Origin of the sequence: Sinorhizobium sp. B11, assembly GCA_039725955.1 — a bacterium.
In the GTDB taxonomy this organism is placed as follows: Bacteria; Pseudomonadota; Alphaproteobacteria; order Rhizobiales; family Rhizobiaceae; genus Rhizobium.
Genome location: CP091033.1, coordinates 1,181,322 through 1,208,252, shown reverse-complemented (window position 1 = coordinate 1,208,252; position 26,931 = coordinate 1,181,322). Strand labels below are relative to the sequence as shown.

Genomic DNA, 26,931 nt, shown 5'->3' with positions numbered 1-26,931 from the left:
CGCGCCCGCAGTCTCGATCTCGACGCGACCGAATGGAGGCTGGATGCATGATCCTTTCCGAACCGCTTCTGCGCCTGGAAGGCATATCGAAACGCTATGGCGGCGCGATTGCGCTGAAGGAAGCCAATATCGCCGTGCGCCCCGGCGCGATCCACGCCGTGCTTGGCGAAAACGGCGCGGGTAAATCGACCCTCATCAAGATCATGGCCGGTGTGGTGGCGCCTGACGAAGGGCGCATGCTGCTCGACGGAAACGAAGTCTCCTTTGCCTCGCCGGCTGCCGCCAATGCTGCCGGTATCGTCTGTGTTTTCCAGGAACTGTCACTCATTCCGGATCTCTCGGTGGCCGACAACATCGTGATCAGCAATCCGCCGCTGCGTTTCTGCATGATTGACCGCAACAAGCAGCGCCAGATTGCCGAGGAAGCACTTGCCCGCGCCGGGGCCGCCGATATTCATCCCGCCTCTCTGGTGAAGGATCTGCCGCTTTCGCGCCGCCAGATGGTTGAGATCGCCAAGGCGCTCGCCCGCAAGCCGCGGCTGATGATCCTCGACGAGGCGACTTCGGCCCTGACCCAATCCGATGTCGAGAAGGTCTTCGGCGTGTTGAAGCAGCTTCGGGCCGAGGGCATGGCGCTGATCTATATCTCGCATCGCATGCATGAGATTGCAGAACTCGCCGATGACTGCACGGTCTTTAGAAACGGCCGCAGCATCGAATCCTATCCCGCCGGCACCAAGTCCGACCAGCAGGTGGTGGAGCTGATGATCGGCCGCGAATATACCAACGTCTTTCCGCCCAAGCCGCTGCACCCGAAGGCAGACGCGCCGGTTCTGTCCTGCCGCAACCTCTCCTGGGGGGATCGGCTCTCCGGGATCAACTTCGATGTGCGTCCCGGTGAGATCATTGGTTTCGGCGGACTGGACGGGCAGGGGCAGCGTGAATTGCTGCTGGCGCTGTTCGGCGTGCTGCGCGACCTCAGGGGCGAGGTGGCGGTCGATGGCAAACCGATAAGGTTGAAGAGCCCCGGCGCGGCGAAATCAGGTGATATCTCCATGGCGCTGATCCCGGAAGATCGCAAGACGGAAGGGCTCATGCTGCCGATGACCGTTCGTGAGAACCTGTCGATCGCAGCGCTTGACCGCGTTTCGCGCAACGGCGTGATCGACCGCGCGGCCGAGCTTCGCGAGATCGACGAACTCCTGAAGCTCCTGTCAATCAAGGCAACGACGATCGACATGCCGGTCGCATCCCTGTCTGGTGGCAACCAGCAGAAGGTGGTGATCGCCAAGTGGCTGATGAACAGGCCGCGCATCATCCTTCTCAACGATCCGACCCGTGGCATCGATGTTGGCACCAAGCAGGAAATCTATGCCTTGCTGCGCAAACTTGCCGATGCGGGTGCGGCCATCATCTTCTATTCGACTGACTATGACGAGCTGGTGGGCTGCTGCGACCGCGTGCTCGTCATGTATGATGGCAGCATCATCCGCGTCCTCGAGGGGGACGAGATCACCGAACGCGAACTGGTCAGTGCCGCGCTCAACATCGATGCCGGCGAGGCGCAGAAAAGGATGGCCCAATGAGCAGGCAGTCGACGGGCGAATGGCGCTATCGGTACGTTCAGCAGAAGGGCACGCTTTTCGCAGCGCTGCTCTTCATCCTGATGTTCATCATCTATGTTTCCAACCATCCCGCCGGCTTCACGCCGAACGTGGTGCAGACCGCCGCCAACAAGGCAACGTTGCTGGCTTTCGTGGCCATGGCGCAATGTTTCGTGGTCATCACGGCTGGCATCGATCTTTCTGTCGGCATGATCCTCATCCTGTGCAACTGCCTGGCCTCATGGCTCGTGGTCGGCACGCCGCTGCAGACCGGGCTGGGTGTCGCAGCTGTGCTCCTGACGGGTCTCGCCTGCGGTCTGCTCAATGGGCTGGTCATCATTTTCGGTCGGTTGCAGCCGATCGTCACCACCATTGCGACCAGTGCGGTCTTTTACGGGCTGGCATTGCTGTTGCGGCCCACACCGGGCGGCTCGGTCAATGAAGATCTTGCCGATGTCTTCACCTCGAAGCTCTTTGGCGTCGTGCCGGCAAGCCTCGTCGTGCTTGCACTCATCGTACTGATAATCTGGGTGCCCTTCAGCCGTTCGGTCCTCGGCCGCACCGCCTATGCGGTCGGATCGGCGGAAAACGCCGCCTACATGTCGGCGATGCCGGTAAAGAGGGCAAAGCTCGCGGCTTACGCGCTGGCAGGCCTGCTTTCGGCAATTGGCGGGCTCTATCTGACTTTTTTTCTCGTATACGGGCGAGGCGGCCTTTGCGAGCGGTAACGCCTATACGCTCTATTCGATCGCGGCAGTGGTGCTCGGTGGTGTCTCGCTTGCGGGGGGAAAGGGAAGCGCCGTTGGTGCCGTCTTCGGTGCGCTGGCCTTCCGCACTATCGGCGACCTGTTGTTCGTCTTCGATCTCGATCCGCTCTGGCAGCCGCTCTTTCAAGGCGTGGTGCTGATGTTGGCGGTCAGTATCGGCTGCATTGGCCTGTCGCGTGTTCGCAATCGTCTGGAGTGGTTCCAATGAGCGAGGATGCTTCCACAATGCGGCAAATTCCTGTGCCCGCCCGACTGCGCGGCGTCGATCCGGCTGTGGCAATCGCCTTCGGCTGCATCATCCTGCTGCTCCTTGGCGGCTCGCTCTACTCCTCTAATTTCCTGTCGCTGGACTACCTGCTGCAGCAGTTGAAAGTGGCCTCTTTCCTCGGCGTCATCGCAACCGGCATGATGGCGGTCATCCTGCTTGGCCAGATCGACCTGTCGGTGCCCTGGGTGGTGACGACAGGAGCGATGATGGCTTGCGCTGCCACTGCTTACGGAACGACCGGCGCGGTTCTCGCAATCCCCTTCGGTATTCTCTGCGGTGCCACGATCGGCCTCGTCAACGGCATCGCGGTTGCCTATCTGCGCATTCCCTCGATGATCATCACGCTTGCGACCAACGCTGTCGCGCAAGGGCTGATGGTCGTCTACACCGGCGGTTTCTCGCCGCAGGATTCGGCCTCGGCCGCCATGCGCTTCCTGGCAACCGGCTATGCCATTCCCGGGCTTCCGAACGGCGTTCTCGTCTGGCTCGCCGTCGGCTTGCTCGCCGTCTTCTTGCTGACACGCACGACCTTCGGCCGGTCGCTCTATGCGATCGGCAACCGCGAACGTGCCGCCTACATGTCCGGCATCAATACGCGCAGGATCACCCTTCTTGCCTTCATTATGTCGGGCGGTCTCAGCGCACTCGGCGGCGTGCTTCTCGCCGGTTATGCTTCGAAAGCATCCCAGTCCATGGGTGACGCCTATCTTCTGCCGTCGATTGCTGCCGTGGTGCTTGGCGGTACGCACGTGCTTGGCGGCAAGGGCTCCTATCTCGGAACTGTCGCCGGCGTCATCCTGATCACTCTGCTGCAGTCGATTCTCTCGGTCATGCAGATCGAGGAGGCTGGCCGTCAGTTGATCTATGGCGCCGTCATCATCGGCATGCTGCTGCTTTATGGGCGGCAGAAGGTCTTGTGACGAAATTCAGTATTTCAGTCCATCCGGGCAGTCACTTGCCTCGATGTTTCGGCGGATGGGTCACGCGAGCCGAAGCTGGAGACGATGCTGCTATCGACAATTCCTGGTAGGGGCCAACTTCCGGTGCATCGATGGCGATGGCCTAAGCATTGTGACTTGGCCACGCTCGGCCGGATAGCTTCATAGAAGCCTGAGTCACCTAGATATGCCACCGTTGTGCGGCCTCTCCAGCCGATGCAAGGCCATGGCACGCAACAGCAGTTTGCTGGCTCTGGTGCCCCGGTGGCAATATATTCGCGTAAATTCTTTCCAGCTTCCCCAAGGTCCTCTTTCTCGTCGTGACAACGCTCTCAAGCCTGCAAATGCTGGCTTTTTCTGCGTGGTTCCTGGTCTCCCGACGACCTGACATTTATATGATCACGCGTCACTTGACATTTGTCGATCATGACTTGAATATTGTCAGCATCGACATTTGGCGGAGGTTTCCAGGTGTCCGATGGGCGCGCTGGAGCGTAGTCGCCAGACGCACGCATGGAGGAGACAGACGTGGAATTTTTGTTGGAAGTGGAGGGGCTCAGGAAGTCCTTTGGCGGTGTCGCGGCCCTGCGCGACGGCCGCTTCCAACTTCGCGCCGGCTCGGTTCACGCGCTCTGCGGCGGTAATGGCGCCGGCAAATCGACTTTCCTGAAAATCCTGATGGGCATTTACAAGCGCGATGCCGGCTCGATCCGCCGCCGTGGCCAGGAAGTGGATTTCTCCAGTCCTGCGGATGCTCTCGCATCCGGTATTGCCATTATCGAGCAGGAGCTGAGCCCGGTTCCACACATGACGGTTGCCGAGAACATCTATCTCGGCCGTGAACCGTCTACCCGTTTCGGCGGCATTGATTTCCGCAGCATGAACCGGGCGGCGCAGAAGCTGCTCGACGAGCTGGAGTTCGACATCCGGGCCACCCAATACATGATGAACCTATCGGTCGCGCAGATGCAGCTGGTAGAGATCGCTAAGGCACTGAGCCATGACGCCGAAGTCATCTTCATGGATGAGCCGACCTCGGCCATCGGCGAGCGTGAAGCCCAGCAGCTCTTTGCGGCGATCCGCCACCTGCAGGCCCAGGGGCGTGGCATCGTCTACGTCTCGCACCGCCTGTCGGAAATCTTTCAGATTGCCGATTCCTATACGGCTTTCCGCGACGGCTCCTTCATCGGTGCCGGCGCCTTGTCGGAGATCGACCGGCCGAGCCTGATCCGCATGATTGTCGGACGGGAACTCGCCGAGGAATATGTCAAGACCAATAGGCCGACGTCGGATGTCGGTCTGGAGGTCAACGCGCTTTCCTGCCCGAACAAGATCAAGGATATTTCATTTGCCGCACACAAGGGCGAGATCTTCGGCATTTACGGGCTCATGGGCTCCGGGCGTACCGAAATCTTCAATTGTCTCTTCGGTCTCGACAAGCCGTCCGCCGGACGCATCTCGGTTGATGGCGCGCCGATCCTCGTCTCGAAGCCCTCGGATGCGATGGCTCATGGATTGGCGCTGGTCACCGAAGACCGCAAGCAGACTGGCCTCAATCTGTCGGACTCAGTTCGCGCCAATATCTGCATGGCGAGCCTGCCGGCACTGAGCCCGGCCTTTGCCATGGACCATGCGAAGGAACTGGACGCCAGCCGGCGGATGCGCGAGCAGTTTCAAATCAAGGCAGCACGCGACACCATGCCGGTATCTGGCCTTTCCGGCGGCAATCAGCAGAAGGTCGTCCTCGGCAAGTGGTTCCTGCGCAACCCCAAGGTCCTGCTGCTGGATGAGCCAACGCGCGGCGTCGATGTCGGGGCCAAGCGTGAAATCTATCGCATCATCTGCGACTTCGCGGAAGGCGGCGGCACTGTGGTGATGATCTCATCGGAAATCGACGAAGTTCTCGGCATGTCGGACCGCATCATGGTGATGCGCGGCGGCAAGAGCGCCGGAATATACAGCCGGGAGGAGACGAATGCCCAATCACTCGTCCACTTATCAACCTGATCAGAGTCAGGGCGTTCGTCCGGCATCAGAGGAGCAGGCAGTGTCAGTGAGTGAGAACAAGAGTACGGGTGGCTGGTTCAAGACGGAACAGCGGCGCCTGATCGTGCAGGAATACGGGATCTTCCTCGCGTTCCTGATCCTGGTCATTATCCTGTCGTTCTCGAACGAATTCTTCCTGACCGGCGGCAATATCTCCAACGTGCTGCTGCAGACGTCGATCAACGGCGTGCTGGCGATCGGCATGACCTTCGTCATCCTGACGCGCGGTATCGACCTGTCGGTCGGCTCGGTCGTCGCGCTCGCCGGCATCGTCAGTGCAAGTTTTGCAACGACGTCTGCTACGGCGGGCGTCATCGGCTCGCCTTATCCGGTCGGCGTCGGCCTGCTCGTCGGCGTGTTCGTCGGCATCATCTGCGGTTCGATCTCGGGTGTGATTGTCTCACGTTTCTCGGTGCCGGCCTTCGTAGCGACACTCGGCATGCTTTCGGCTGCCCGCGGCATGACGCTGATCTACGGCGGCGGTCGTCCGGTCCCCGCGCTGACACCTGCCTTCCGCTGGATCGGCACCGGCGACGTGTTCGGCGTTCCCGCGCCGGTCATCGTGCTTGCCGTCGTCTTCGCGGTCTCCTGGTGGATCCTCAACCGCACGCGCTTCGGCCGCTACATCTATGCCGTCGGCGGCAATCCGCATGCAGCCAAGACTTCGGGCATCAATACCGATCGTATCCGTTTCACCGTCTATGTCATCTCGGGCGGCCTGGCAGGGCTTGCGGGTATTCTGCTCAGCGCCCGTACCGGTTCGGGTCTGCCGCAGGCAGGTGTCGCCTATGAGCTGGACGCGATCGCGGCAGTCGTCATCGGCGGGACAAGCCTTTCCGGCGGCGTTGGCCGTGTGACGGGAACACTGATTGGCGCCCTCATCATCGGTGTCATGAACAATGGCCTCGATCTGATGGGTATTCAGTCCTACTACCAGCAGGTCCTGAAGGGTGCCCTGATTGTCGGCGCCGTCATGCTCGACCAGAAACGAAATTTCGGAGCTTGAGCTCACCAGCAGAAATTCGGGGGCAGGCAGTTCGCCGCCCCGTCCGACAGGCAAGCCATGCCGGCAGCCTAAACCCAAAGTGGAGGAGAATTGAAATGAGAATGCTTCTGATTGCGCTTGCTTCGGCAACGGCGCTGCTGGCAACGTCTGCCGCAGCCCAGGAAAGGATCAAGATCGGCGCAGCACCTTACGGCCTCAACGCAGAATTCATGCAGATCTGGACGGCAGCGCTCCAGGACCACCCGGCCGTCAAGAGCGGCGAAGTCGAACTGACGGTTTTCGACGGCCGTTATGATGCGCTGGTCCAGCAGGACCAGTTCAAGACGATGATCACGCAGAAGTACAACGCGATCATCTTCGCCCCGATCGACGTCGATGCCGGTGCGGCCGCCGTCCAGTCGGCTGTTGATGCCGGCATTCCGGTCATCGGTTCCAACACTCGCGTCAACTCCGATCAGCTGACATCCTATGTCGGTTCCGACGATACTGTGTCCGGCTATCTCGAAGCCAAGAGCGTTCTGGACAAGATCGGCTGCAAGGGTAATGTCGTTATCATCGAAGGCCCGGTCGGTCAGTCCGCCCAGATCCAGCGTCTGGAAGGCAACAAGAAGGCGCTTGCCGAGTGCCCGGATGTGAAGGTTCTCGAAGACCAGACGGCAAACTGGTCGCGCGCGGAGGCCCAGACGCTGATGGAAAACTGGCTGACGGCTCATCCGAACCAGATCAACGGTATCATCGGCCAGAACGATGAAATGGCGCTTGGCGCCATCGAAGCGGTCAAGGCTGCCGGTCTCGACGTCAAGAGCTTCGCGATCGCCGGCATCGACGGCGTCACCGATGCCCTGCGTGCGGTCAAGGCGGGCGAAATGACGTCGATCCTGCAAGATGCGCGCGCTCAGGCTCAGGGCGCCCTGGATCTGGCGATCTTTAATGCCAAGAAGGGCGACTACAAGCCGGAGTCCGATATCTGGACCACCTACAAGGACATGCCTTGGAACGGCGGTAAGGATAAGACCTACAATGTTCCGTGGACCCCGGTGACGGCTGAAAACGTCGATCAGCTGCTGTCGACCCGCAAGTGATCCTCGCTGGGGGCGGGATCATATCCCGCCCCAAACCCTGAGTTCGAGAGAGAGCCATGACTGATTCCAAAGAGGTTGACCTGAACTTTTCCCTGAGCGGCAAGGTCGCTCTGGTTACGGGCGGCGCGTCCGGTATCGGCAGCGCCATTGCATCCGCCATGGCCGCCAAGGGCGCTGTCGTTGCCGTCATCGACATCAATGAATCGGTGGCACGGAGCAAGGCTGAAGAACTCGGCAACGGTTCCAGATCCTTTGTCTGTGACGTGTCAAATCCGCAGTCGGTCGAGAATGTGATTGCCGGTGTCGAAGCTGCCTTCGGCCGCATCGATATCGCCGTCAACAGCGCTGGCGTCGTCATGCTTGCGCCAGCCGAGGACCTGGGTCTCGACGCCTGGGACAAGACGATCGCCATCAATCTCAAGGGCACGTTCCTGGTCTCCCAGGCTGCCGGCCGCGCCATGATCAAGGCGGGCAAGGGTGGCAAGATCATCAACATGGCGTCGCAGGCAGGCACCGTCGCGATCGATCAGCACGTCGCCTACTGTGCTTCGAAATTCGGCGTCATCGGTCTTTCCAAGACACTTGCCGCCGAATGGGGCAAACACGGCATTACCGTCAACACCATCTCTCCGACAGTCGTCCTGACCGATCTCGGCAGGAAGGCATGGGATGGCCCGCGCGGCGAGGCGCTGAAACAGCGCATTCCCTCCGGTCGCTTTGCTTTTCCGGAGGAGATTGCGGCCGCGGCGGTGTTCCTGGCTTCCAATGGTGCCGATATGATCAACGGCGCGGACCTTCTGGTCGACGGCGGTTACACCATTATCTGACGCGCGGTAGATAGGAGTTATAATGCAGCGATTTATCAACAATCCGGATGAGGTCGTCGAAGATACCGTCAAAGGTTTCGTCAAGGCTCATGCCGACATCGTAAGGCAATCAGCACAAAATCCCCGTGTCATCGCCGCCCGTCACGCACCAGTCGCCGGCAAGGTGGGCGTCATCACCGGCGGCGGTTCGGGTCATGAACCGGCCTTCATCGGCTATACCGGCCGCAACATGCTGGATGCCGTGGCAGTCGGCGAACTTTTCTCTTCGCCAACCGCAAAGAGCTTCCTCGATGCGGCCCGCGAAGCCAATGGCGGCAAGGGCGTCGTCTGCCTCTATGGCAACTATGCCGGCGACAACATGAATGTGAAGATGGCGATCAAGCTGGCGGCGAAGGAAGGCATCGAGATCGCCACGGTCGTCGCCAATGACGACGTCTGTTCCGCAAGCCCCGAGGAGCGCGAGAAGCGTCGTGGCGTTGCCGGCGAGATCTTCATGTGGAAGTGCGGCGCCGCGAGAGCTGCCGAGGGCGCAAGCCTCGAGGAAGTCAGGGCGACCGCGCAGAAGGCGATCGACAATTGCCGTTCGATCGGTGTCGGCCTCGGCCCCTGTACCCTGCCGTCCGTCGGCCATCCGAATTTCACCATCGAGCCTGGCACGATGGAGGTCGGCATCGGCCACCATGGCGAACCCGGCGTGCGTGTCGAGCCCCTGAAGTCCGCCAGGGACGTCGCGGAGGAGATGGCGAAGATCGTTCTCGAGGATCACCAGCTTGCTGCTGGAGCCGAAGTCGCCGTTATCGTGTCCGGCCTCGGCGCCACGCCGCTTAACGAGCTCTATATTCTCCACGATACTATTGAATCCGAGATCACCGGACGCGGACTGAAGATTCACAAGGTCTATATCGGCAACTATTTCACATCGCTGGAAATGGTCGGCGCGACACTGACCGTGATGGCATTGGACGACGAACTGAAGCGACTGCTGGATGTCGATGTCCAGTGCCCTGCGATGCTCTGAGGGGAGGTGGGTCAATGCAGCAATTTCAGAATGCCAGATCGGGTGAAATCGTTCTCTCGTTGGCCGACCGGATCATCGAAAATCGCGCCTATCTGAGCGAAATTGACGGCAAGATCGGAGACGGCGATCACGGCGTCAACATGGCCAAGGGTTTCGGCATGGCCGCCGAGCGCATCAAGGGAACCGACATGTCGCTGGCTGAAGCGCTCGACACGCTCGGCACGGTTCTGATGACGGAGATCGGCGGCTCCATGGGGCCGCTTTACGGCGTGATGTTCACGCAGTTTGCTGAAACCATCGAAAAGTCCGATGCAATCGATGCCGCCGCCTTCAGCTCCATGCTCCACAATGGTCTCGACGGCATTCAGGCGATCGGTTCGGCCAAGGTCGGCGACAAGACATTGCTCGACACACTCGTGCCGGCGATCACTGCATTCGATACGGCAATCGGCAGCGGAAAGCCCTTTGCCGAGGCGCTTCACGCGCTCGTCGCAGCTGCTGAGGCCGGACGCGACAGCACACGCGATCTCGTCGCAAAGGTCGGTCGCGCTAGTCGGCTCGGCGAACGTTCGCTCGGTGTGCTCGATGCGGGCGCGACATCCTGTGCATTGATCCTGACGTCGCTGGCTGAAGGCGTGGAACCGAGGCTGCAGTCGGCCTGACAGATCGGGCTTTGGTGAGAGCCCGCGATCCTCCCTTGCATCACCTTCCCGGCCGCTTCGGCGGCCGGGAACAATCAGGCGAAGGCACGTTGAAAACTGCAGCTTTTACGCTCATCTTCGCCGTCGATTGCAGACGAGGAGAAACCAGGCAGGATGACGGCTAAGACATCATCGGCACGAAAGAACAACGCGGCAGACGTTTCGGCCGAACCCATCCCGCTGCGCTACGGCGACGATCCCTATGTATGGGCATGCTGGCTCTATTATGAAGACGGCATGACTCAGGGCGACATCGCCGAAACCATGGGCATTTCGCGCGCTACGGTGAACAGCTACCTCGCCGATGCGCGCGCTCGCGGCATCGTCAATATTTCCATCGAACCCTCACGCCTCAGTTCGCTCACCATCGCTCAGGAACTGAAGCGGCATTTCGGCCTGCATGACTGTCTTGTCGTGCCGAGCGACGACAATGCGCGGCCGCTGATCGAGCGGCTTGGTGCAGCAGGCGCGCAGGCACTGCAGAAGCTCCTGAAGTCGGGCGACACCCTGGCGGTTGTCTGGGGACGCACCATCATGGCGGTTGGCGAGCAGGCCGCCATCTCGGGCCTGCAGGATATGACCATCGTGCAGGCCACCGGTGGCACGAGCGCAACTTTCGCCTATACGCCGGAACTCTGTGCTGCGGCCTTTGCCGATGCGGTCGACGGCCGGCTCATCAACATTGCGGCGCCTGCCATTGTGTCCAGCGCCGAAGTGCGTGATCTGCTGATGCGCGAACCGCTGCTTGATCGTCAGTTTGAGTCGCTTTCACGGGCGAACAGGGTAATTTTCGGCATCGCTTCAATGCGGCCGAATTCCACCATCCACACCAGTGGTTTTTTCGAGTCCGTATCGCTGCAGGACTATCTGGCGAAGGATGCGACCGGTGTCGTGGCAGGGCGCTTCATCGATGGCCATGGGCGGCCCGTCGTCGGTCCGCTGGACGACCGGACGGTCGGCATCTCGCTTGATATGCTGAAGAGGATCAACATGCGCATTGCTGTTGCCGGCGGCTTCGACAAGGTGCCGGCCATTCTCGCGGCGCTTCGCGGCGGCTATGTCAATGTCCTCATTACCGATGCGGCTACGGGCCGCGGCATCCTCAATGCCGACGGGGTTACTGAAATCGCTCAGAAGAGCCTCCAGCGTCCGCGTGTGGAAAGCGAGATTTCAGCGCCGTTGAACAGCGCCCGCACCCAGATCAAGAAGTTCCTGAACAACCCTGACGACGTCGTCGAGGAAATGCTCGAGGGCGTCGTCAAGGCACATGCGGGCTACCTCCGCCCGGTCGACGGCTCCAACCGTGCGCTCGTTGCCCGCGCAGGCCCCCGGGCGGGCAAGGTTGGACTGGTCGTCGGCGGCGGCACCGGCCACGAGCCGGCCTTCCTCGGGTATGTGGGCAAGGGGCTCGCCGATGCTGTCGCGGTCGGCAATATCTTTTCCTCCCCGCCTCCGGGGCCGATCCTTCAATGCGCCAGGGCGGCATCGGGCGGGGAGGGCGTACTATTCGTCTACGGCAATTATGCCGGCGACGTCATGAATTTTGAGATGGCTGCCGAAATGGCCGCGGAGGACAATATCGAGGTCCGTACCGTGGTTACCACCGACGATATTTCCTCCTCGCCAGTAGAGGATCGGGATGGCCGCCGCGGAGTCGCCGGCAATTTCTTCATCTTCAAGATCGCCGGTGCGGCCTGCGATCGTGGTCTGTCGCTGAATGCTTGCGAGGCAGCAACGCGAAAAGCCAATGACCGTACCTTCACGATGGGTGTTGCGTTGGAGCCCTGTTCGCTGCCGCAGACGCGTCGCCACAATTTCGAGATCGGTCCCGACGATATGGAAATCGGCATGGGCATCCACGGCGAACCGGGCGTGATGCGTGAAAAGATGATGAGCGCCGATGCCGTGGTCGATGTCGTCATGGATCGCATATTCTCGGAAATGAAACCGGTGGCGGGGGACCGCGTTGCCGTTCTCGTCAACTCGTTCGGCGGCACGCCGCTGATGGAGCTCTATATTCTCTATCGACGGGTGGAACAGCGCCTGAGCGCAAAGGGGATCAAGATCGAAGCGAACTGGGTGGGGCATTATTGCACATCGCTCGACATGGTCGGCGCATCCATATCCATTCTGCATCTCGACCAGGAATTGACGGATCTGCTGCACCACCCCTGCGATACCGCGTTTCTGAGGGTCGTAAACTGAAAAGTAAAAGCATCCCAGGGAACTGGGCTGCATGAATTGGGAGGATACGCATGTCGGCAAACGCGGCCCGCCGCCTCAGCAGGATGTTTCACCGGATATCGGTGGCGATCTCGGCTGAGAAGGATCATCTCTCCGATCTGGATGGCGCGATCGGCGATGCCGACCACGGCATTACCATGTCGCTCGGCTTCCAGGCGGTGAATGGCGAACTGGCAAAGCAAGATCTCGATAAAATATTGCCATCAGAGGTCTTTTCGCTTGCCGCATCCGCCTTTCTCGATGCCGTTGGCGCATCGACCGGCCCGCTCTATGCCACCGCCTTCCGCAAGGCCGCGCAGGCCCTGAAGCGGGACGAGACGCTTTCGATCGACTCTCAGGCCGCAATTGTCGAGGCCATGACATCAGGTATCCGGGATCGCGGCAAGGGCCAGCGCGGCGATAAGACCATGCTGGATGCCTGGATCCCCGCAACCGAAGCGGCAGCTGCCGCCCGCGACCGGCAGGCGACCGTCTCGGACATGTGGAACGACATCCTGGAAGCCGGTGATGCCGGCGCACGCTCGACCCGTTCGATGGTTGCGACCCGCGGGCGGGCGGCCCGCCTCGGCGAACGATCCCTTGGCCACATCGATCCCGGCGCGGCATCGGCCGTCGTCATTATCAGAGCGATGAAGGAGACATTCACTGAGAACGAGCCGGCGGAGTGATCCACCGGCTCCGGTTGCTACTTTTGATCCGATTACTTGCTGGCCGCCTCGGCTGCCTTTGCGATCACATCGGCAACCTTTTCCGGCTGAGATGCGAAGACAGCATGGCTTGCCTTGATCTCCGTCACCGTGCTGCCTGCCCGCTTTGCCATGTCGCGTTCGAGATCGGGATTGATCGAACGGTCTTCGGTGGCCACCACCGTCCAGCTTTTCTTGGTCTTCCAGGCAGGATCGCCAGCCTTGGCAGAGAAAGCCTCCTTGGAGGCGAAGACCTGTGACTTCGCGAGGAATGCCGCCTCGTCCTTCGGCAGGTCGGCGGCGAAGTCGTTCGTGAAGGCGGCCGGGTCTAGGTAGAGATATTTTCCGTCCTTCGTCTCACGAATATTCATGCCGCCAGCCGGCTTGGAACTCGCCAGGCTGATGAGGCTTTCCCCCTTGTCCGGCTGGAAGGCCGCGACATAGACCAGGCCCGCCACATTGGGGCTGTTGCCGGCTTCGGTGATGACCATGCCGCCATAGCTATGGCCGACGAGCAGGGTTGGGCCGTCCTGCAGGTCCAGCACCCGGTTGGTGGCGGCGACGTCATCGGCAAGCGAGGTGATTGGCTCCTGGACGATGGTGACGTTGAAGCCGCGTTTTTCGAGAATTTCAGTCGCCTGGCGCCAGCCGGAACCATCGGCAAGAGCGCCGTGGACGATGACGATGTTCTTCACCTCTGCTGCCTGGGCGGTGAAAGCGATGACGCTGGTGGCGAAGGCGATGGCGAGTGTGGAAAAATACTTGTGTTTCATGGTGTTTATTCCTGTTGTTCAAGTTAAACGGGAGTAGGAAGTTCAGCCGAAGGTAAAGGCGTAGGCCTGGACGCCGGGATCGAGGAAACGGATCTCGAAGTTGCGTGCTTCCACGGCACCGGACTGGCGCACGAGCTGGTAGAGTTTGGTTGAGGTCACCGTGCCGTTTCCATCGGCATCGATATCGCTGCCGTGGTCGGCACCTGGCGCCTTGCCGTCGACCGTCACCTGAAAGCGGATCGGTTTGCCGTCAGTAGCTGGGCCAAGAACGAGATGCAGGTCGCGGGCGCTGAAGCGGTAGGCGATGCCGCCGCCTGATTGATCGAGGGTCGCCTCTTCGGCGCCGACAGTCCATTTGCCCGAAAGACTCCACTGGTTGAGCCCAGGCTGCTTGACCGAATAGTCTCTGCTGGCATCGGCGCGCATGCTCTCATTGGAGGCAAAGCCGGTGGCCTGCTGATAGCCGATATAGGTCTCGCCGGAGCCGATGTCCTTCAGGTCCGGGCTCATCTCGGCACCTTTCGCATCCGGCACGACCGGTGCGCTTGTTGCCATCTCGCTGCCGGCTTCGCGCAACAGATCCTGGATCGCCTGCTCGGTCTGTCGGTAGTTGCCTTCGCCGAAGTGATGTTCGCGGATCTGGCCCTTGGCATCGATCAGGTAATGAGCCGGCCAGTAGCTGTTATCGAAGGCGCGCCAGATCTTGTAGTCGTTGTCGATTGCGACCGGATAGCCGATATTGAAGTCGCCAATGGCCTTTTTGACATTGTCGATCTTCTTTTCGAAGGCAAATTCCGGGGCATGCACGCCGATCACAACCAGGCCCTGGTCTTTGTATTTTTCAGCCCAGGCGCGGACATAGGGGATAGTGCGGATGCAGTTGATGCAGGAATAGGTCCAGAAATCGACGAGTACGACCTTGCCGCGGAGTTGTTCCATAGTCAGCGGCGGCGAGTTCAGCCATTCGACGGCACCGTCCAGCGATGGCGCTCGACCTTCGACCGGCAGATCGCTATGGAAAGGTTTCGTCGCATCGGCAAGACCGATCGCCTTGTCGTTGCTCGCGACTTCGGACGATCCTCCATCGGTTGGCTTCACATTCACCCTGTCGAGAACGGCCTGCTCGAAGGATGCGGTGCTGGCATAGGAAAGCTGCGAAAGCAGGCCAGTGTCGAGACCGAGTGCAATGACAGCGACGCCTGCGAGTACGGCAGCGCCGAGGCCCTGACGAATGCGCTCGCTGACGCCAAGCGACTTCTTCATGCCGGCAAAGATCTTGCCGCCGACTGAGAGTGCAATAGCCAGCGAAGTGGCGGCGCCAGCGGCATAGGCAAGCAGCAGGAACGTCGTCTGCAGGTTCGCGCCCTGGAGTGCGGCGCCGGTCAGTACGAGACCGAGGATTGGCCCGGCGCAGGGCGCCCAGAGCAGACCGGTCGCGACGCCGAGAACGAGCGCGCTCGCCACAGTCGGCGCAGCACCGGTCTTGCCGGAGGCGTTCAGCAGGCGGTTGCCGAAATCGACGACAGGCTGGGTGATGAAGCTTGCGATACGGGGCGAAAGAAGACTGAGGCCAAAGATGGCAAGCAGGGTCAGCGCGGCAAGGCGGCCATATTCATTGGCGTTGATCGCCCAGCTGCCGCCAACTGCCGCAAGCGTCGCTACCAACGCGAATGTTGCGGCCATGCCGATCAGCATGGGCAGCGTGCTGCGCACGAATGGCTGTCCGGCACGGGCAAAGACGAAGGGGAGAATGGGGAGAATGCAGGGGCTGAATATGGTCAGTGCCCCTCCAAGATAAGCAATGATAAGAAGTGTCATCGTCGTTTCCTTTGAAACCGGGTGATCGGACTCTGGACGGCGATGCGGCCCGATCAGCAACGTGGCTATCTGGTCGAGGCGATGTATCTCGGATGTGTCTGGTTTGATGGCAATGTGTACCGAAGTGTAGGAAGCGCACAGATGAGAGCTGCGCTATCTTCCCGCATCATGGCTCTCGCCGATCGAACCTTCTTTTGGGAGAGCGTGGCCGAGCAGGTAGGATCACATGACGATCAGTCCGGAAAATATAAAGCTGAAGCGGGTTTATGCGGCCAAAGCTGCTGCCGATGGCGCCCGCCTGCTTGTCGATCGCATCTGGCCGCGCGGCCTCAGCAAAGACCGCGCTGCTCTCGATGCCTGGCTGAAGGATATCGCACCCAGCACCGAGCTGCGCCACTGGTTCAATCATGAGCCCGATCGCTGGGAGGAGTTCTGCAAGCGCTACATCGTCGAGCTTCAGCAAAAGGAGGAAGAGGTAGATCAGGTGCTCGGTTTCGCAGAAAAAGGCACGGTCACCCTGCTTTATGCCGCCCGCGATGATGAGCACAACAATGCCGTCGTGCTTCGTGATTTCCTCATCCAACGGATTTTCGATTAGGAAGGCAGCCATTGTATCAGAACGTATCCGGAAGCCCGGATGCTACATCCGCATGCAATTGAAGCGGATACCGAAACATCGGGGATACATGCGAGCTGTTTTCTCCTTGCCATCAACTTGAAACGGAGAAAGCCAATGTCCAGCGAAATCAATATTCAGCGTCGTCGTTTTTTCGGTGTTGCGGCCATGACCATGGCTGCCGTCGAGTTCGGTCTGACCAGCGCCGCCGGCGCCCAGTCACAGGTGACCGCGCCCGCCGTCACGCCAGGTTCGAATACGTCCTTTGCACCGCTGAAGCAGATCAAGGCTGGCGTATTGAATGTCGGCTACGCTGAAGCCGGTCCCGCAAATGGTCCGGTTGTGCTGCTGCTCCATGGCTGGCCCTACGACATCTACAGCTACGTCGATGTAGCGCCTGCGCTCGCCGATGCCGGCTACCGGGTACTGATCCCCTATCTGCGCGGCTATGGCACAACCGAATTCCTCTCCGCGAAGACACCGCGCAACGGTCAGCAGGCTGCCATCGCCATCGATATCATCGCCTTCATGGATGCTTTGAAGATCGAGCGTGCCGTGATCGGCGGCTATGACTGGGGCGGCCGCACTGCGGACATCCTGGCCGCCGTCTGGCCGGAACGCTGCAAGGGTTTGGTCTCTGTCAGCGGCTATCTGATCGGCAGCCAGGAAGCCAACAAGAAGCCGCTTCCGCCGCAGGCCGAGTTGTCCTGGTGGTACCAGTTCTATTTCGCTACGGAACGCGGCCGCGAGGGCTACGAGGCCAACCGGCATGATTTCGCGAAGCTGATTTGGAAGCTCGCTTCGCCGCAGTGGAAATTTGATGACGCAACTTTCGACCGCACCGCCAAGGCATTCGAAAACCCGGATCATGTCGCGATCACCATCCACAACTACCGCTGGCGGCTTGGCCTTGCCAATGGCGAAAAGAAGTATGACGCGTTGGAAAAGAAACTTGCCGCCTTCCCGGTCATCACAGTGCCGACCATCACCATGGAGGGCGACGCCAATGGCGCGCCGCATCCGGACCCTTCTGCCTATGCTAAGAAGTTCACCGGCAGATATGAGCATCGCACCATCACCGGCGGCATCGGCCACAACCTGCCGCAAGAAGCGCCGCAGGCCTTTGCCCAGGCCATCCTGGATGTCGATCGCTTCTAAAGTCAGCCTTTGCTGCCGCGGACGGAATTCCCTGTTTCGCGGCAGCCAATTCAGAGTCAAAACAGGAAGCAGTGAGTCTGCGTTAAGATAAAAATTCTGCTGGCGCCAACAGATAGAGGATCCGAAAGTCCTGACATGGAGCATATCGACCATATCCTGATCGTCGATGACGATCGTGAAATCCGTGAGCTGGTTTCGAGCTATCTGAAGAAGAACGGTCTTCGGGCGTCAGTCGCGGCCGATGGCCGACAGATGCGCAGTTTTCTCGAAGGCAATACGGTCGATCTCATCGTGCTCGACGTCATGATGCCGGGTGACGACGGGCTCGTGCTCTGCCGCGAGCTGCGTGCTGGTAAGCATAAGGCTACGCCGATCCTGATGCTCACGGCCAGGAGCGACGAGATGGATCGCATCATCGGGCTGGAGATGGGTGCCGACGATTATCTGCCGAAACCCTTCGCAGCGCGCGAATTGCTGGCGCGCATAAAGGCTGTGCTGCGACGCACGCGCGCTCTGCCTCCGAACCTGCAGATCTCGGAGGCGGGGCAATGGCTTCGTTTCGGCGACTGGCGTCTCGATACTGTCGGCCGGCATCTTCTCGACAGGCAGGGAACGGAGATTGCGCTCAGCGGTGCCGAATATCGGCTGCTGCGCGTCTTCATCGATCATCCCCAGCGGGTGCTCAACCGCGATCAGCTCTTGAACCTGACCCAGGGCCGCGATGCGGAACTCTTCGACCGCTCGATCGACCTTCTGGTCAGCCGCGTGCGTCAGCGATTGGGCGATGACGCACGCGAGCCGACCTATATCAAGACGGTGCGCAGCGAGGGTTACGTCTTTTCCGTTCCGGTGGAGATTGAAGAGGCGAGGTCATGAGTGCGAGCGGGGGGCTTCGCTTCGGGTTTTGGCCGAGCACACTGAGGGCCCGGCTTTTCCTTATCCTGCTCTTCGGCCTGGCGATTGCCTACGGCCTGTCATTCACGGTGCTCTTCGTCGAGCGTTCCATGTCGGCCAAGGCCGTCATGCTCGGTACGCTGGAGAGTGACGTTGCGACCTCGATTGCGGTACTCGACCGCCTGCCGGCGGATCAGCGCGGCGACCTGCTCGACCGCCTGAGTCGCGGCAATTATCGTTTCGAACTTGGGCCGGGTCTGCCGGGCGTGCCCGATAACTCCAGCAAGGGCAAGGAAATCGGCGGCAGGATCGAAGAGGCGATCGGGGGTATTTATCCGATCCGCATGGAATCGATTCCAGGCGACATTAGCCGCCTGCAGGCGCATCTGACGCTGAGTGATGGAAGTCCCCTGACGATTGAAATCACGCCGCGCCCGCCCATGCCCATTGCGGCATGGCTGCCCTACGTGCTTGCCATTCAAATGGCGCTGCTTGTGCTCTGCACGTGGTTTGCCGTGCGTCAGGCGATCCGCCCGCTTGGCGCTCTTGCCGCGGCAGCAGATGAACTTGACCCGAACAAGAAGGGGCCGCCGCTCAGTGAGCGCGGACCGAGCGAGGTTGCCCATGCGGCTCGCGCCTTCAACGCCATGCGGGAGCGAATTGCGCACTATCTCGAGGAGCGTGTGCAGATACTGGCCGCAATCTCCCACGACCTGCAAACGCCGATCACCCGCATGCGGCTGCGCGCCGACATGGCAGATGAGTCCCCCGAGAAGGACAAGCTGGTCCGCGATCTCGGCGAGATCGAACGCCTGGTGCAGGACGGAATCGCTTATGCCCGCAGCGCCCACGGAAGTGGTGAAAAGTTTTCGCGCATCGATCTCTCGTCCTTCATCGATAGCATCGCCTACGACTATCAGGACATGGACAAAGACGTCAGTGTCGTCGGTCTGGTGCAGGGCGTCGCATCGACCAAGCCACATGCCTTGCGTCGTATTCTGACGAATTTCATCGACAACGCCCTGAAATTTGCTGGGGCCGCCGAAATCGGCGTCGAGCGAAACGGTGAAGAGGCGATCGTTATCACCGTGACGGACCGTGGCCCCGGCATTCCAGAGGCTATGCTCGAGGCTGCAATGCAGCCCTTCTTCCGGCTGGAGCAATCGCGCAATCGCGAGACAGGCGGCACGGGACTCGGTCTTGCCATCGCCCAGCAGCTGGCCGCCGCGATCGGCGGTTCAGTGCGGTTGTATAACCGCGAGGGCGGCGGATTGGCCGCCGAGGTCACCATCCGCGCCAACTGAATTTTTCGCTGTTTTGTATGCGAAAATGTCCAGATTGACCTGCGCTACGCTTTGATACAGTTCGGCCGATTTCGGAAACATAGCGGATACGTCAAACCGTCAAAACCACTCCGTCACCAGATGTCGCAGCTCGCGACACGAAATCGAGGATTGCTCTCATGACGACGATTGAAAAGGTTCTTTATACCGGCAAGACCCACACGACAGGCGGCCGTGACGGCTCCGCCCGCAGCAGTGACGCGCAGCTCGACGTGAAGCTTTCGCCTCCGGGCAGCGCCCATGCCGGCACCAATCCCGAACAGCTCTTTGCTGCCGGCTGGTCCGCCTGCTTCATCGGCGCGATGGGCCTTGCTGCCGGTAAGCGGAAGCTGAGGCTTCCCGCCGATACCGCTGTCGATGCGGAAGTCGATCTCGGCATGACGGGCGACGCCTATTTCCTGCAGGCTCGCCTCAACATCAGCCTGCCGGGTCTGGAGCCCGAGGTCGCCCGAGCGCTGGTCGAAGAGGCTCATCAGACCTGCCCTTATTCGAAGGCGACGCGCGGCAACATCAATGTCGAGCTGAACCTCGTCTAGGGATACTGATAACAGAAGGCGCAGTCCGGCTGCGCCGATGGAGGCTTCGATGAAAAGGATCATCATTGTCATTCTGGGAGCAGCGGTTTTCGCAGCACCCTGTATTTATGACGTGTTCTCTGATGAGCCGTCGGCACTATACGGACTACTTGCTGCGACCTCGGGAATGTCTGGTTCCCTGTAGGCCGCTAAGTTCGATATCGTGGAAATGATCAAGGCACCGGCCGGTAGGCGGGTGCCTTTATTTTTATGCATGTTTTTCGGTTTGACGCCCTTTACGTCGCGCCGGCAATTTCACTCTTGATTTTAATACGGTCGTACGTATTATGGCAGCCATGGCAAAGCACTCACACCGAAACACCATTCTTGAAGCGGGCCGCAAGGTCATGTTCCGCAAGGGTTACATTGGCGCAGGCGTTCGCGACATCGTTGCCGAGGCGGGCGTGCCGCAGGGCTCGTTTACCAACCACTTCCGTTCCAAAGAGGAATTCACGAAGGAGGTGCTCGATCTCTATTTTCAGGATCTTCAGTGTGCCATCGAGACGGCGCTGGGGGATGTGAGGCTGAGGCCACGCCAGCGCATCGAGAAATACCTCGATATCATCACCGGCCGTCTGGCTGCCGATGGTTTCAGCCGCGGCTGCCTCATCGGCGATCTCAGCCTGGAGGCGGCGCCGCAGAGCGAGATGCTGCGCACGCGGCTCGCGGAAATTTTTGGCGAATGGAGCGCGCCATTTACGGCTTGCATTGCCGAAGGACAGGCCTCCGGAGAGATCGATGATGCGATCGGTCCGGAAGATCTGGCCGAATTCCTCCTTGCTTCATGGGAAGGTGCGATCCTGCGCATGAAAGTATCGCGGGATGCCCAGCCCTTGGAGCGGTTCAAGAAGATCGTTTTTGCCACCGTGTTCAAGGATCACACCCATGAGACATGATATCAGTCTGCCGCGCGTGCCGGTGCTCGATTCCGAAATGGCATATCGCGAGGCCGGCAGGACGGACGGCCCCGTCGCCCTGTTTCTGCATGGCAATCCCACGTCGTCCTATATCTGGCGCAATATCATTCCGCTTGTCGCCGAGGCCGCTCATTGCATTGCCCCCGACCTGATCGGCTTCGGACAATCGGGCAAGCCGGACATTGCCTATCGCTTCGAGGATCATGCGCGTTACCTCGATGCGTTCATCGCGACGATGGGCATTAAGTCGGCCTATCTCGTCGCCCAGGATTGGGGAAGCGGGCTGGCACTCCATCTCGCCGCCCGCCGTCCCGACTTCGTTCGTGGCCTAGCCTTCATGGAGTTCATCCGGCCGATACCGACCTGGGACGAATTCCTGCAGAACAGTGCCGAGCGTGAGATATTTCGCAAGTTTCGCACGCCGGGAGAGGGCGAGGAACTCATCCTGAGGGAAAATATCTTCGTTGAAGGCGTACTTCCTGGCGCAACCTCCCGCCAACTCAGCGAGGAGGAGATGGCCGTCTATCGAGCGCCGTTCCCCACACCGGCCTCGCGTCGGCCAACCTGGCGATTTCCGAATGAACTGCCGATTGCCGGTGAGCCGGCGGATGTCTATGCAACCATGGAAAAAGCACATGAGGCTTTGGCGGTATCGACCTATCCGAAGCTCCTCATCGCCGGAGATCCGGGTGCGCTCATTCCGCCGGCGGTTGCAGAGGATTTTGCGAGACGTCTGCACAATTGCCGGCTGGTGAAGCTCCAGTCGGGCCTGCACTATCTGCAGGAGGACCACCCCGAAATCATCGGCGAGACCGTTGCCCAGTTTGTCGCCGAAATCGAGGCCGAAAGCCTCGTCGCTTGAGGACTGCCATAGCCTGCCGCGATTAGAGAACGAAGCACGATCTCCGGCTTCGTTCTCTTCTTTAGCTATATCGGCTAAACAGTTGCCTAATGTGCTCTTTTAGCCGGCCGAACGGTGCGTTGTTCGATCCGCCCTGCAATGGAAAAAATCAGAACATCGACATCGGAATCGATCGTCGACCCATCCAGCAGCCGGACGACGTCATCTATCCCCGATACCGGATGGCCGGCGATTGCAAGCAGATAGTCACCTTCACGAAGGCCTGCTCTCGCGGCAGGGCCACCATCTTCGACGCGGCGCAGGCGGACCGTTGTCCGTTGCGGAAGGCCGGCTTCAAGCGCAATGCGCCGATGCAGATCAACCGTATCGGCGGCGATACCGATATATCCGCGGCGGACCTCGCCGAAACGCAGGATTTCGGACACCACATGCTTGGCGGTGTTCGAGGCGACTGCAAAAGCGATGCTCTGCGCGCCCTGTATCACGGCCGTATTGACGCCGATGACCTCACTAGACGAAGAGACCAGCGGACCGCCGGAATTGCCGGGGTTAAGCGCTGCGTCCGTCTGGATGATATCTTCCATCAGGCGACCGCTAGCCGCGCGCATCGAGCGTCCGAGGGCAGAAACGACGCCGGCCGTGACGGTCCATTCGAAGCCAAGCGGATTGCCTATGGCGACAGCGATATGCCCGCGCTTCAGTTTCTTCGAGTCGGCAAGCTGCGCCCAGGCGCCGGACCAGTCGTTGGCCCGGATCAGAGCAAGGTCGGTATCTTCATCCCGGCCAAGCACCCGGCCCTCGACGACCGTACCGTCAGGTGTCTTGATGGTGACGGCTTTCGCATCGCCGACGACGTGATTGTTGGTAACGATGAGACCGTCGGGCGAAATGGCAAAGCCCGAACCATGCCCCGCTCGTCCGCCAATGCGTTCGATACGGCTGACCGCCGGACCGACCATGTCGACGGTATTCGACACCGTTTCGGAATAGGCATCCAGCAGCCCGGCGTCTGACGACGGCTGAATGTCACGATCAATCAATCCCATGAAATCTCCTCCGACGCGTGAGGCGTCGATGTTGAGGACCGGCAGCGACTGCTGATGGCAAAGGGCTGTCGTTCGACAGGTGAACAATGGAGATATCAGGTGAGATTGATGTGCGCGTCTTTCAAGAGCCGCGACTTCAGGAAGCGGCAAGGTAAGAGGCCGCGACCCTGCAGGCGGCCAGCACTGCCGCACCGGCATCAAGGCCTCTGACCATGGCATCGATGTAGCCACCGGCGAAATAATCGCCCGCTCCTGTCGTGTCGCGTGCAGGAGGCGCTGGCGGCACCTCGACGATGATCGAACCTCGTTGACTGACGATCTCGATTGGTTGCATGCCACTCGTCAGGACGAGAGTTTCAAGTCGCGGCGCGGCGATTTCCGAAGCTGCCTGCCAGGCCGTTTGCGCTGTTCCATTTACGTCCGACCGCGAGGCGATTAGAACATTCGCGGGCCGGCGTTCGGCCGACAGCGGATATTGCGAAACCACCACGTCGAAATCTTCCAACTGCCTGAGGGCCGCCGGGCTCATTATCCGTGCATTGAGATAGACAAGCGACGCATCGATCGGCGGCAAGCTATCTATCCCCGGTCGCCGCCGGCCCGCCGGCGCGATGATGGTGCGCTCGCCATTGGGATCGACGAGGATGTCAACGGGTGCTGTCTCCCCGGGTATAAGACCGATGAAATCGGTGTTGAAACCTCGCTTTCCGAGATCCTTCAGATAGCTGCGTCCTCTATCGTCATCGCTAAGGCTGGTGACCAGAACCACCTCGTGGCCAAGATCGAGCAGGGCCAGGCCGGTATGGAAGCCGCCGCCGCCATAACGCTCCTCGATCGACTGGCAGGAGAGCCTCCCGCCCGGCACGAGCGGCCGGTCGAGTCGCCAGATCCGGTCGACATTGGCATTGCCGACCACCATTATCCTTGCCATTCCCACTCCCTCGTCGCGATATTCCGGCCTCACCGGGCGCTGTCGTTCTTGCCGATGATCTTGCCGCGCAGCCATGCGGAGGAGAGATCGATAGCATAAACGACGGCGACGATCAGGAAGATGATCGTCCAGGCCTCCGGCCAGCGATAGGCGGCAATGCGGTCTGCCAGCAGGAAGCCGATTCCCCCGGCGCCGACAATGCCGAGAATGGTGCCGGAGCGGGTGTTGGATTCGAAATTATAGAGCATGATCGAAAGGATGACCGGCATCGCCTGAGGCATGATGGCAAGGCGGATGGTTTGCAGCGGCCCGCCGCCCGATGCCAGAACACCGTCGACAGGTTTGCGCGAGGTATTTTCGATCGCTTCTGAAAAGAGCTTGGCGAAAGTGCCGATTTCCGAAACGGCGATCGCGAAGACACCGGGAAGCGGGCCGAGGCCGAAGGCGCGGATGAAGATCAGCGCGAGCACGATCTGTTCGACGGCGCGCAATGCATCGAAGCCGCGGCGGGTCGATAGCCGCACCCAGCCGAGCGGCATGATGTTCTTCGCGCCGAGAAAGGCGAGCGGAAAAGCGGCGAGCGCGCCGAGCAGCGTTCCGAGGAACGCCATCGAAATCGTCTGGCCGAGGCCAACCAGAACGTCGCTCCATTCCTGCCAGGTCGTCCAGACGTAGGGCGGGAACATGAACGAGAAGATCGTGCCGAGCCGCGTCAGGCCGTTCAGGATGCGGGCTGGCGAAAAGTCGAAGAGATAGAGGCCGGCAAGCAAGGGCAGGACCAAGACGGCAGCGCCTGCATAACGCATCAGCCGCACGCGCGGCGGCACCGTAAATGCATCTGGCACCCGCTGTCGCACTCCGGAAGAAGAAATGTCGATCATGTCAGATGCTCCGGCTTTCGATACCGATGATGCGGTGACGCAGCTTCTCGCTCAGGAAATCGATGACGACGACGGTGAGGAGGATGATGACGAATAGCGCCGAGAGATCGGTATATTCCTGAAGCGACATGGCGGTGCGGATTTCCTGGCCGAGACCGCCGGCACCAACATAGCCGATGATCGAGGAGGAGCGCACATTGATCTCGAAACGCAGCAGCGTGTAACTGATGATGTTCGGGATCACCTGCGGCACAACGCCATAACGCATCTGCTGGAACCAGGTGCCGCCGGAAGCCTTGACGCTCTCCAGCGGCCGCATGTCGATATTCTCGTTCACTTCGGAATAGAGCTTGCCGAGCGAACCCGTTGCATGCGTGGCGATTGCCAGTACGCCTGCGAGCGGCCCGACGCCGAAGCAGAAGACGTAGATCAGTGCCCAGACGATATCGGGAACGGTGCGGATGACCTCCAGATAACGACGCGAAGCGACCAGCAGAAAGCCATTGGGGCTGAGGTTGCGGGCAGCCGGGAAACTCAGGATAAAGGCTCCGACGACTCCGAAAAACGTCGCCACATAGGCGATCAGGATCGTTTCCCCAAGCAATTCCAGCCAGACCGGCCAGCGCCAGAACCATTCGGCAAGATCGGCGCCGAACGTCTCGATGCGAAGGTGCGGCAGCGTCTTGTAGAGATATTCGCCGAGCCGGGGCAGGGAGGCCCACAGTTTCCAGGTGGTGATGCGCTCGCCCGAGGGCAGGTTGACCTCGGTCATGTCGAAAAAGCCGCCCGTCCAGGCCGTCAGCAAGACGGCGGCGGCAAAAAGCGTCGCCGAAACAAGCTGGACGGTTTTGGCGCGGCTGCGGATGCGACGGTAGTCGGCCTCGAACCGGCGGATGGTGATGGAAGCGGATGCGATCGTCATGTCTGATCCCGGTCGTGGAAGCGCCGGAGGGCGCGGCGCTCCCGTTGCTTGGCGTGGATGGCAGATATCAGCCGTTGCGACGCTGCTTCTTCAGCCAGTCGCGCATGTCGACGATCCACTGGTAGCGCTGGTGGTCGACATCGACGTAACCCTTCGAGGTGGAGTTATCGCCGCCGCTCATTTCCTTGAAAGCCTCAGGCGCCTTTTCCGGCGTGGCCTTCACCACAGCCTTGACGTCAGCGATCATGTCGGCCGGCAGGTTGGTGCGGGTGGTGAAGGGACCGTTGGTAATCTCCGGCGACTGCCAGATGCGGCAGATCTCGCCCTTCGGGATCATGCCCTTCGATTCCATACGCTGCGGGATGCCGCTGATGTCGTTGTTGACATAGGTCGCGGCCGCATCGAACTGCTTATTGGCGACGGCCATGACGCCGGTTTCGTGGGCGCCGGAGAAGGGGATTGCCGAGAAGAAGGTCTTCGGATCATAGCCCTGCTTGACGAGGTTATAATAGGGAACGGCATAGCCTGAGGTCGAATCCGGATCGGCGAAGGCGAGAACCTTGCCCTTGAGGTCCTCGACGGATTTATATCCGGAATCGCAGCGAACGGTGATGACCGAATAGTAGCCCGTCGAGCCGTCCTGTTCCTGACCGGCGAGCAGCGGTTCAACGCCGCCGTTCGTTTCGGTATAGGCGGCGGCATAGGCCGAGGAGCCGAGGAAGGCAAATTCGATCTGGTCGGAAGCGAGCGCCTGGATGACACCGTCATAATTGCCGGCGGTGAAGATTTCGACCTTCACACCGAGTTCCTTTTCCAGATACTGCTGGAAGCCGACGCGGCGTGCGATGCGGTCCTTTTCGTTCTCGCCCGAGAGAACGCCGAGGCGGATCGTCTTGTACTTGTCTTTCCAACCTTCAGCATGGGCCTGGCTGGAAAGGGCGAGCGCAGCCGTTACGGCCGCAAGCATGAGGACGTTTTTCATTCCAACTCTCCTGTTGCAAAAAGCCG

At 60.4% G+C, this 26,931-nt stretch carries 24 protein-coding genes and 1 pseudogene; 18 read left to right on the top strand and 7 right to left on the bottom strand.

Annotated features, from left to right (window positions below; translation table 11 throughout):
• Positions 1–47: 47 nt before the first annotated feature.
• The 11 genes and pseudogenes from LVY75_05460 (at position 48) to dhaL (LVY75_05410) (ending at position 13,169) form a co-directional block, all read left to right on the top strand.
• Positions 48–1,586, top strand: a complete 1,539-nt coding sequence (locus LVY75_05460; protein ID XAZ19607.1) for a sugar ABC transporter ATP-binding protein — start codon at positions 48–50, stop codon at positions 1,584–1,586.
• Positions 1,583–2,579: pseudogene (locus tag LVY75_05455) on the top strand (ABC transporter permease). Before LVY75_05460 ends, LVY75_05455 begins: the two are co-directional and overlap by 4 nt.
• Positions 2,576–3,559 (top strand): ABC transporter permease, encoded by a 984-nt coding sequence (locus LVY75_05450; protein ID XAZ19606.1) that lies wholly within the window; start codon positions 2,576–2,578, stop codon positions 3,557–3,559. The pseudogene LVY75_05455 and the gene LVY75_05450 overlap by 4 nt, the downstream one beginning before the upstream one ends.
• A gap of 546 nt (positions 3,560–4,105) precedes the next feature.
• A complete protein-coding gene (locus LVY75_05445) occupies positions 4,106–5,584 on the top strand; it encodes a sugar ABC transporter ATP-binding protein (GenBank protein ID XAZ19605.1) in 1,479 nt (492 codons plus the stop codon).
• Positions 5,585–5,624: 40 nt separating this feature from the next.
• Positions 5,625–6,629 carry an ABC transporter permease gene (locus LVY75_05440; GenBank protein XAZ19604.1) on the top strand — a complete coding sequence of 335 codons (1,005 nt, stop codon included), beginning with the start codon at positions 5,625–5,627 and terminating at the stop codon, positions 6,627–6,629.
• 95 nt (positions 6,630–6,724) lie between these two features.
• A complete protein-coding gene (locus LVY75_05435; protein ID XAZ19603.1) occupies positions 6,725–7,711 on the top strand; it encodes a substrate-binding domain-containing protein in 987 nt (328 codons plus the stop codon).
• Positions 7,712–7,767: 56 nt separating this feature from the next.
• The gene (locus LVY75_05430; protein ID XAZ19602.1) at positions 7,768–8,538 is read left to right on the top strand and encodes a D-threitol dehydrogenase; all 771 of its coding nucleotides are present in this window, start codon (positions 7,768–7,770) and stop codon (positions 8,536–8,538) included.
• Positions 8,539–8,560: 22 nt separating this feature from the next.
• A complete protein-coding gene (locus LVY75_05425) occupies positions 8,561–9,556 on the top strand; it encodes a dihydroxyacetone kinase subunit DhaK (protein XAZ19601.1) in 996 nt (331 codons plus the stop codon).
• 14 nt (positions 9,557–9,570) lie between these two features.
• Positions 9,571–10,218 carry a dihydroxyacetone kinase subunit L gene (gene dhaL, locus LVY75_05420; protein XAZ19600.1) on the top strand — a complete coding sequence of 216 codons (648 nt, stop codon included), beginning with the start codon at positions 9,571–9,573 and terminating at the stop codon, positions 10,216–10,218.
• Positions 10,219–10,371: 153 nt separating this feature from the next.
• Positions 10,372–12,462, top strand: coding sequence for a dihydroxyacetone kinase subunit DhaK (gene dhaK / locus LVY75_05415; protein ID XAZ19599.1), 2,091 nt, complete (start codon positions 10,372–10,374; stop codon positions 12,460–12,462).
• Positions 12,463–12,512: 50 nt separating this feature from the next.
• Positions 12,513–13,169 carry a dihydroxyacetone kinase subunit L gene (gene dhaL, locus LVY75_05410; protein ID XAZ19598.1) on the top strand — a complete coding sequence of 219 codons (657 nt, stop codon included), beginning with the start codon at positions 12,513–12,515 and terminating at the stop codon, positions 13,167–13,169.
• Positions 13,170–13,201: 32 nt separating this feature from the next.
• Here the strand turns inward: dhaL (LVY75_05410) and LVY75_05405 are convergent, their stop codons facing one another.
• Positions 13,202–13,960 carry an alpha/beta hydrolase gene (locus LVY75_05405; GenBank protein XAZ19597.1) on the bottom strand — a complete coding sequence of 253 codons (759 nt, stop codon included), beginning with the start codon at positions 13,958–13,960 and terminating at the stop codon, positions 13,202–13,204.
• Positions 13,961–14,002: 42 nt separating this feature from the next.
• Complete coding sequence (locus tag LVY75_05400; GenBank protein XAZ19596.1) at positions 14,003–15,778, bottom strand: cytochrome c biogenesis protein DipZ; 1,776 nt, start codon at positions 15,776–15,778, stop codon at positions 14,003–14,005.
• Positions 15,779–16,004: 226 nt separating this feature from the next.
• Here LVY75_05400 and LVY75_05395 point away from each other — a divergent pair, with 226 nt between their 5' ends.
• From LVY75_05395 to LVY75_05365, 7 genes are all read left to right on the top strand, one after another.
• The gene (locus LVY75_05395; GenBank protein XAZ19595.1) at positions 16,005–16,376 is read left to right on the top strand and encodes a DUF488 family protein; all 372 of its coding nucleotides are present in this window, start codon (positions 16,005–16,007) and stop codon (positions 16,374–16,376) included.
• Between the two features lie 135 nt (positions 16,377–16,511).
• Positions 16,512–17,552, top strand: a complete 1,041-nt coding sequence (locus LVY75_05390; GenBank protein XAZ19594.1) for an alpha/beta hydrolase — start codon at positions 16,512–16,514, stop codon at positions 17,550–17,552.
• Between the two features lie 135 nt (positions 17,553–17,687).
• Positions 17,688–18,428, top strand: coding sequence for a response regulator (locus LVY75_05385; protein ID XAZ19593.1), 741 nt, complete (start codon positions 17,688–17,690; stop codon positions 18,426–18,428).
• Positions 18,425–19,750, top strand: a complete 1,326-nt coding sequence (locus LVY75_05380; protein XAZ19592.1) for a HAMP domain-containing histidine kinase — start codon at positions 18,425–18,427, stop codon at positions 19,748–19,750. Before LVY75_05385 ends, LVY75_05380 begins: the two co-directional genes overlap by 4 nt.
• Before the next feature lie 158 nt (positions 19,751–19,908).
• The gene (locus LVY75_05375) at positions 19,909–20,325 is read left to right on the top strand and encodes an organic hydroperoxide resistance protein (protein ID XAZ19591.1); all 417 of its coding nucleotides are present in this window, start codon (positions 19,909–19,911) and stop codon (positions 20,323–20,325) included.
• A 335-nt stretch (positions 20,326–20,660) separates the two neighbouring features.
• Positions 20,661–21,260: a TetR/AcrR family transcriptional regulator gene (locus LVY75_05370; GenBank protein XAZ19590.1), complete on the top strand. Its 600-nt coding sequence runs from the start codon at positions 20,661–20,663 to the stop codon at positions 21,258–21,260.
• Positions 21,250–22,143 (top strand): haloalkane dehalogenase, encoded by an 894-nt coding sequence (locus LVY75_05365; protein ID XAZ19589.1) that lies wholly within the window; start codon positions 21,250–21,252, stop codon positions 22,141–22,143. Before LVY75_05370 ends, LVY75_05365 begins: the two co-directional genes overlap by 11 nt.
• Positions 22,144–22,229: 86 nt before the next feature.
• Here LVY75_05365 and LVY75_05360 read toward each other — a convergent pair whose 3' ends face one another.
• The 5 genes from LVY75_05360 to phnD all read right to left on the bottom strand — a co-directional run bounded on the left by LVY75_05360 (position 22,230) and on the right by phnD (position 26,905).
• Entirely contained in the window at positions 22,230–23,189 is a 960-nt protein-coding gene (locus LVY75_05360; GenBank protein XAZ19588.1) for a trypsin-like peptidase domain-containing protein, read from the bottom strand.
• Positions 23,190–23,325: 136 nt separating this feature from the next.
• Entirely contained in the window at positions 23,326–24,120 is a 795-nt protein-coding gene (locus LVY75_05355) for a PfkB family carbohydrate kinase (GenBank protein ID XAZ19587.1), read from the bottom strand.
• Positions 24,121–24,149: 29 nt separating this feature from the next.
• On the bottom strand, positions 24,150–25,001 hold the full coding sequence (phnE, locus tag LVY75_05350) for a phosphonate ABC transporter, permease protein PhnE (protein XAZ19586.1): 852 nt from the start codon (positions 24,999–25,001) through the stop codon (positions 24,150–24,152).
• 1 nt (position 25,002) lies between these two features.
• On the bottom strand, positions 25,003–25,923 hold the full coding sequence (gene phnE / locus LVY75_05345) for a phosphonate ABC transporter, permease protein PhnE (protein XAZ19585.1): 921 nt from the start codon (positions 25,921–25,923) through the stop codon (positions 25,003–25,005).
• 67 nt (positions 25,924–25,990) lie between these two features.
• A complete protein-coding gene (gene phnD, locus LVY75_05340; GenBank protein ID XAZ19584.1) occupies positions 25,991–26,905 on the bottom strand; it encodes a phosphonate ABC transporter substrate-binding protein in 915 nt (304 codons plus the stop codon).
• Positions 26,906–26,931 lie beyond the last annotated feature (26 nt).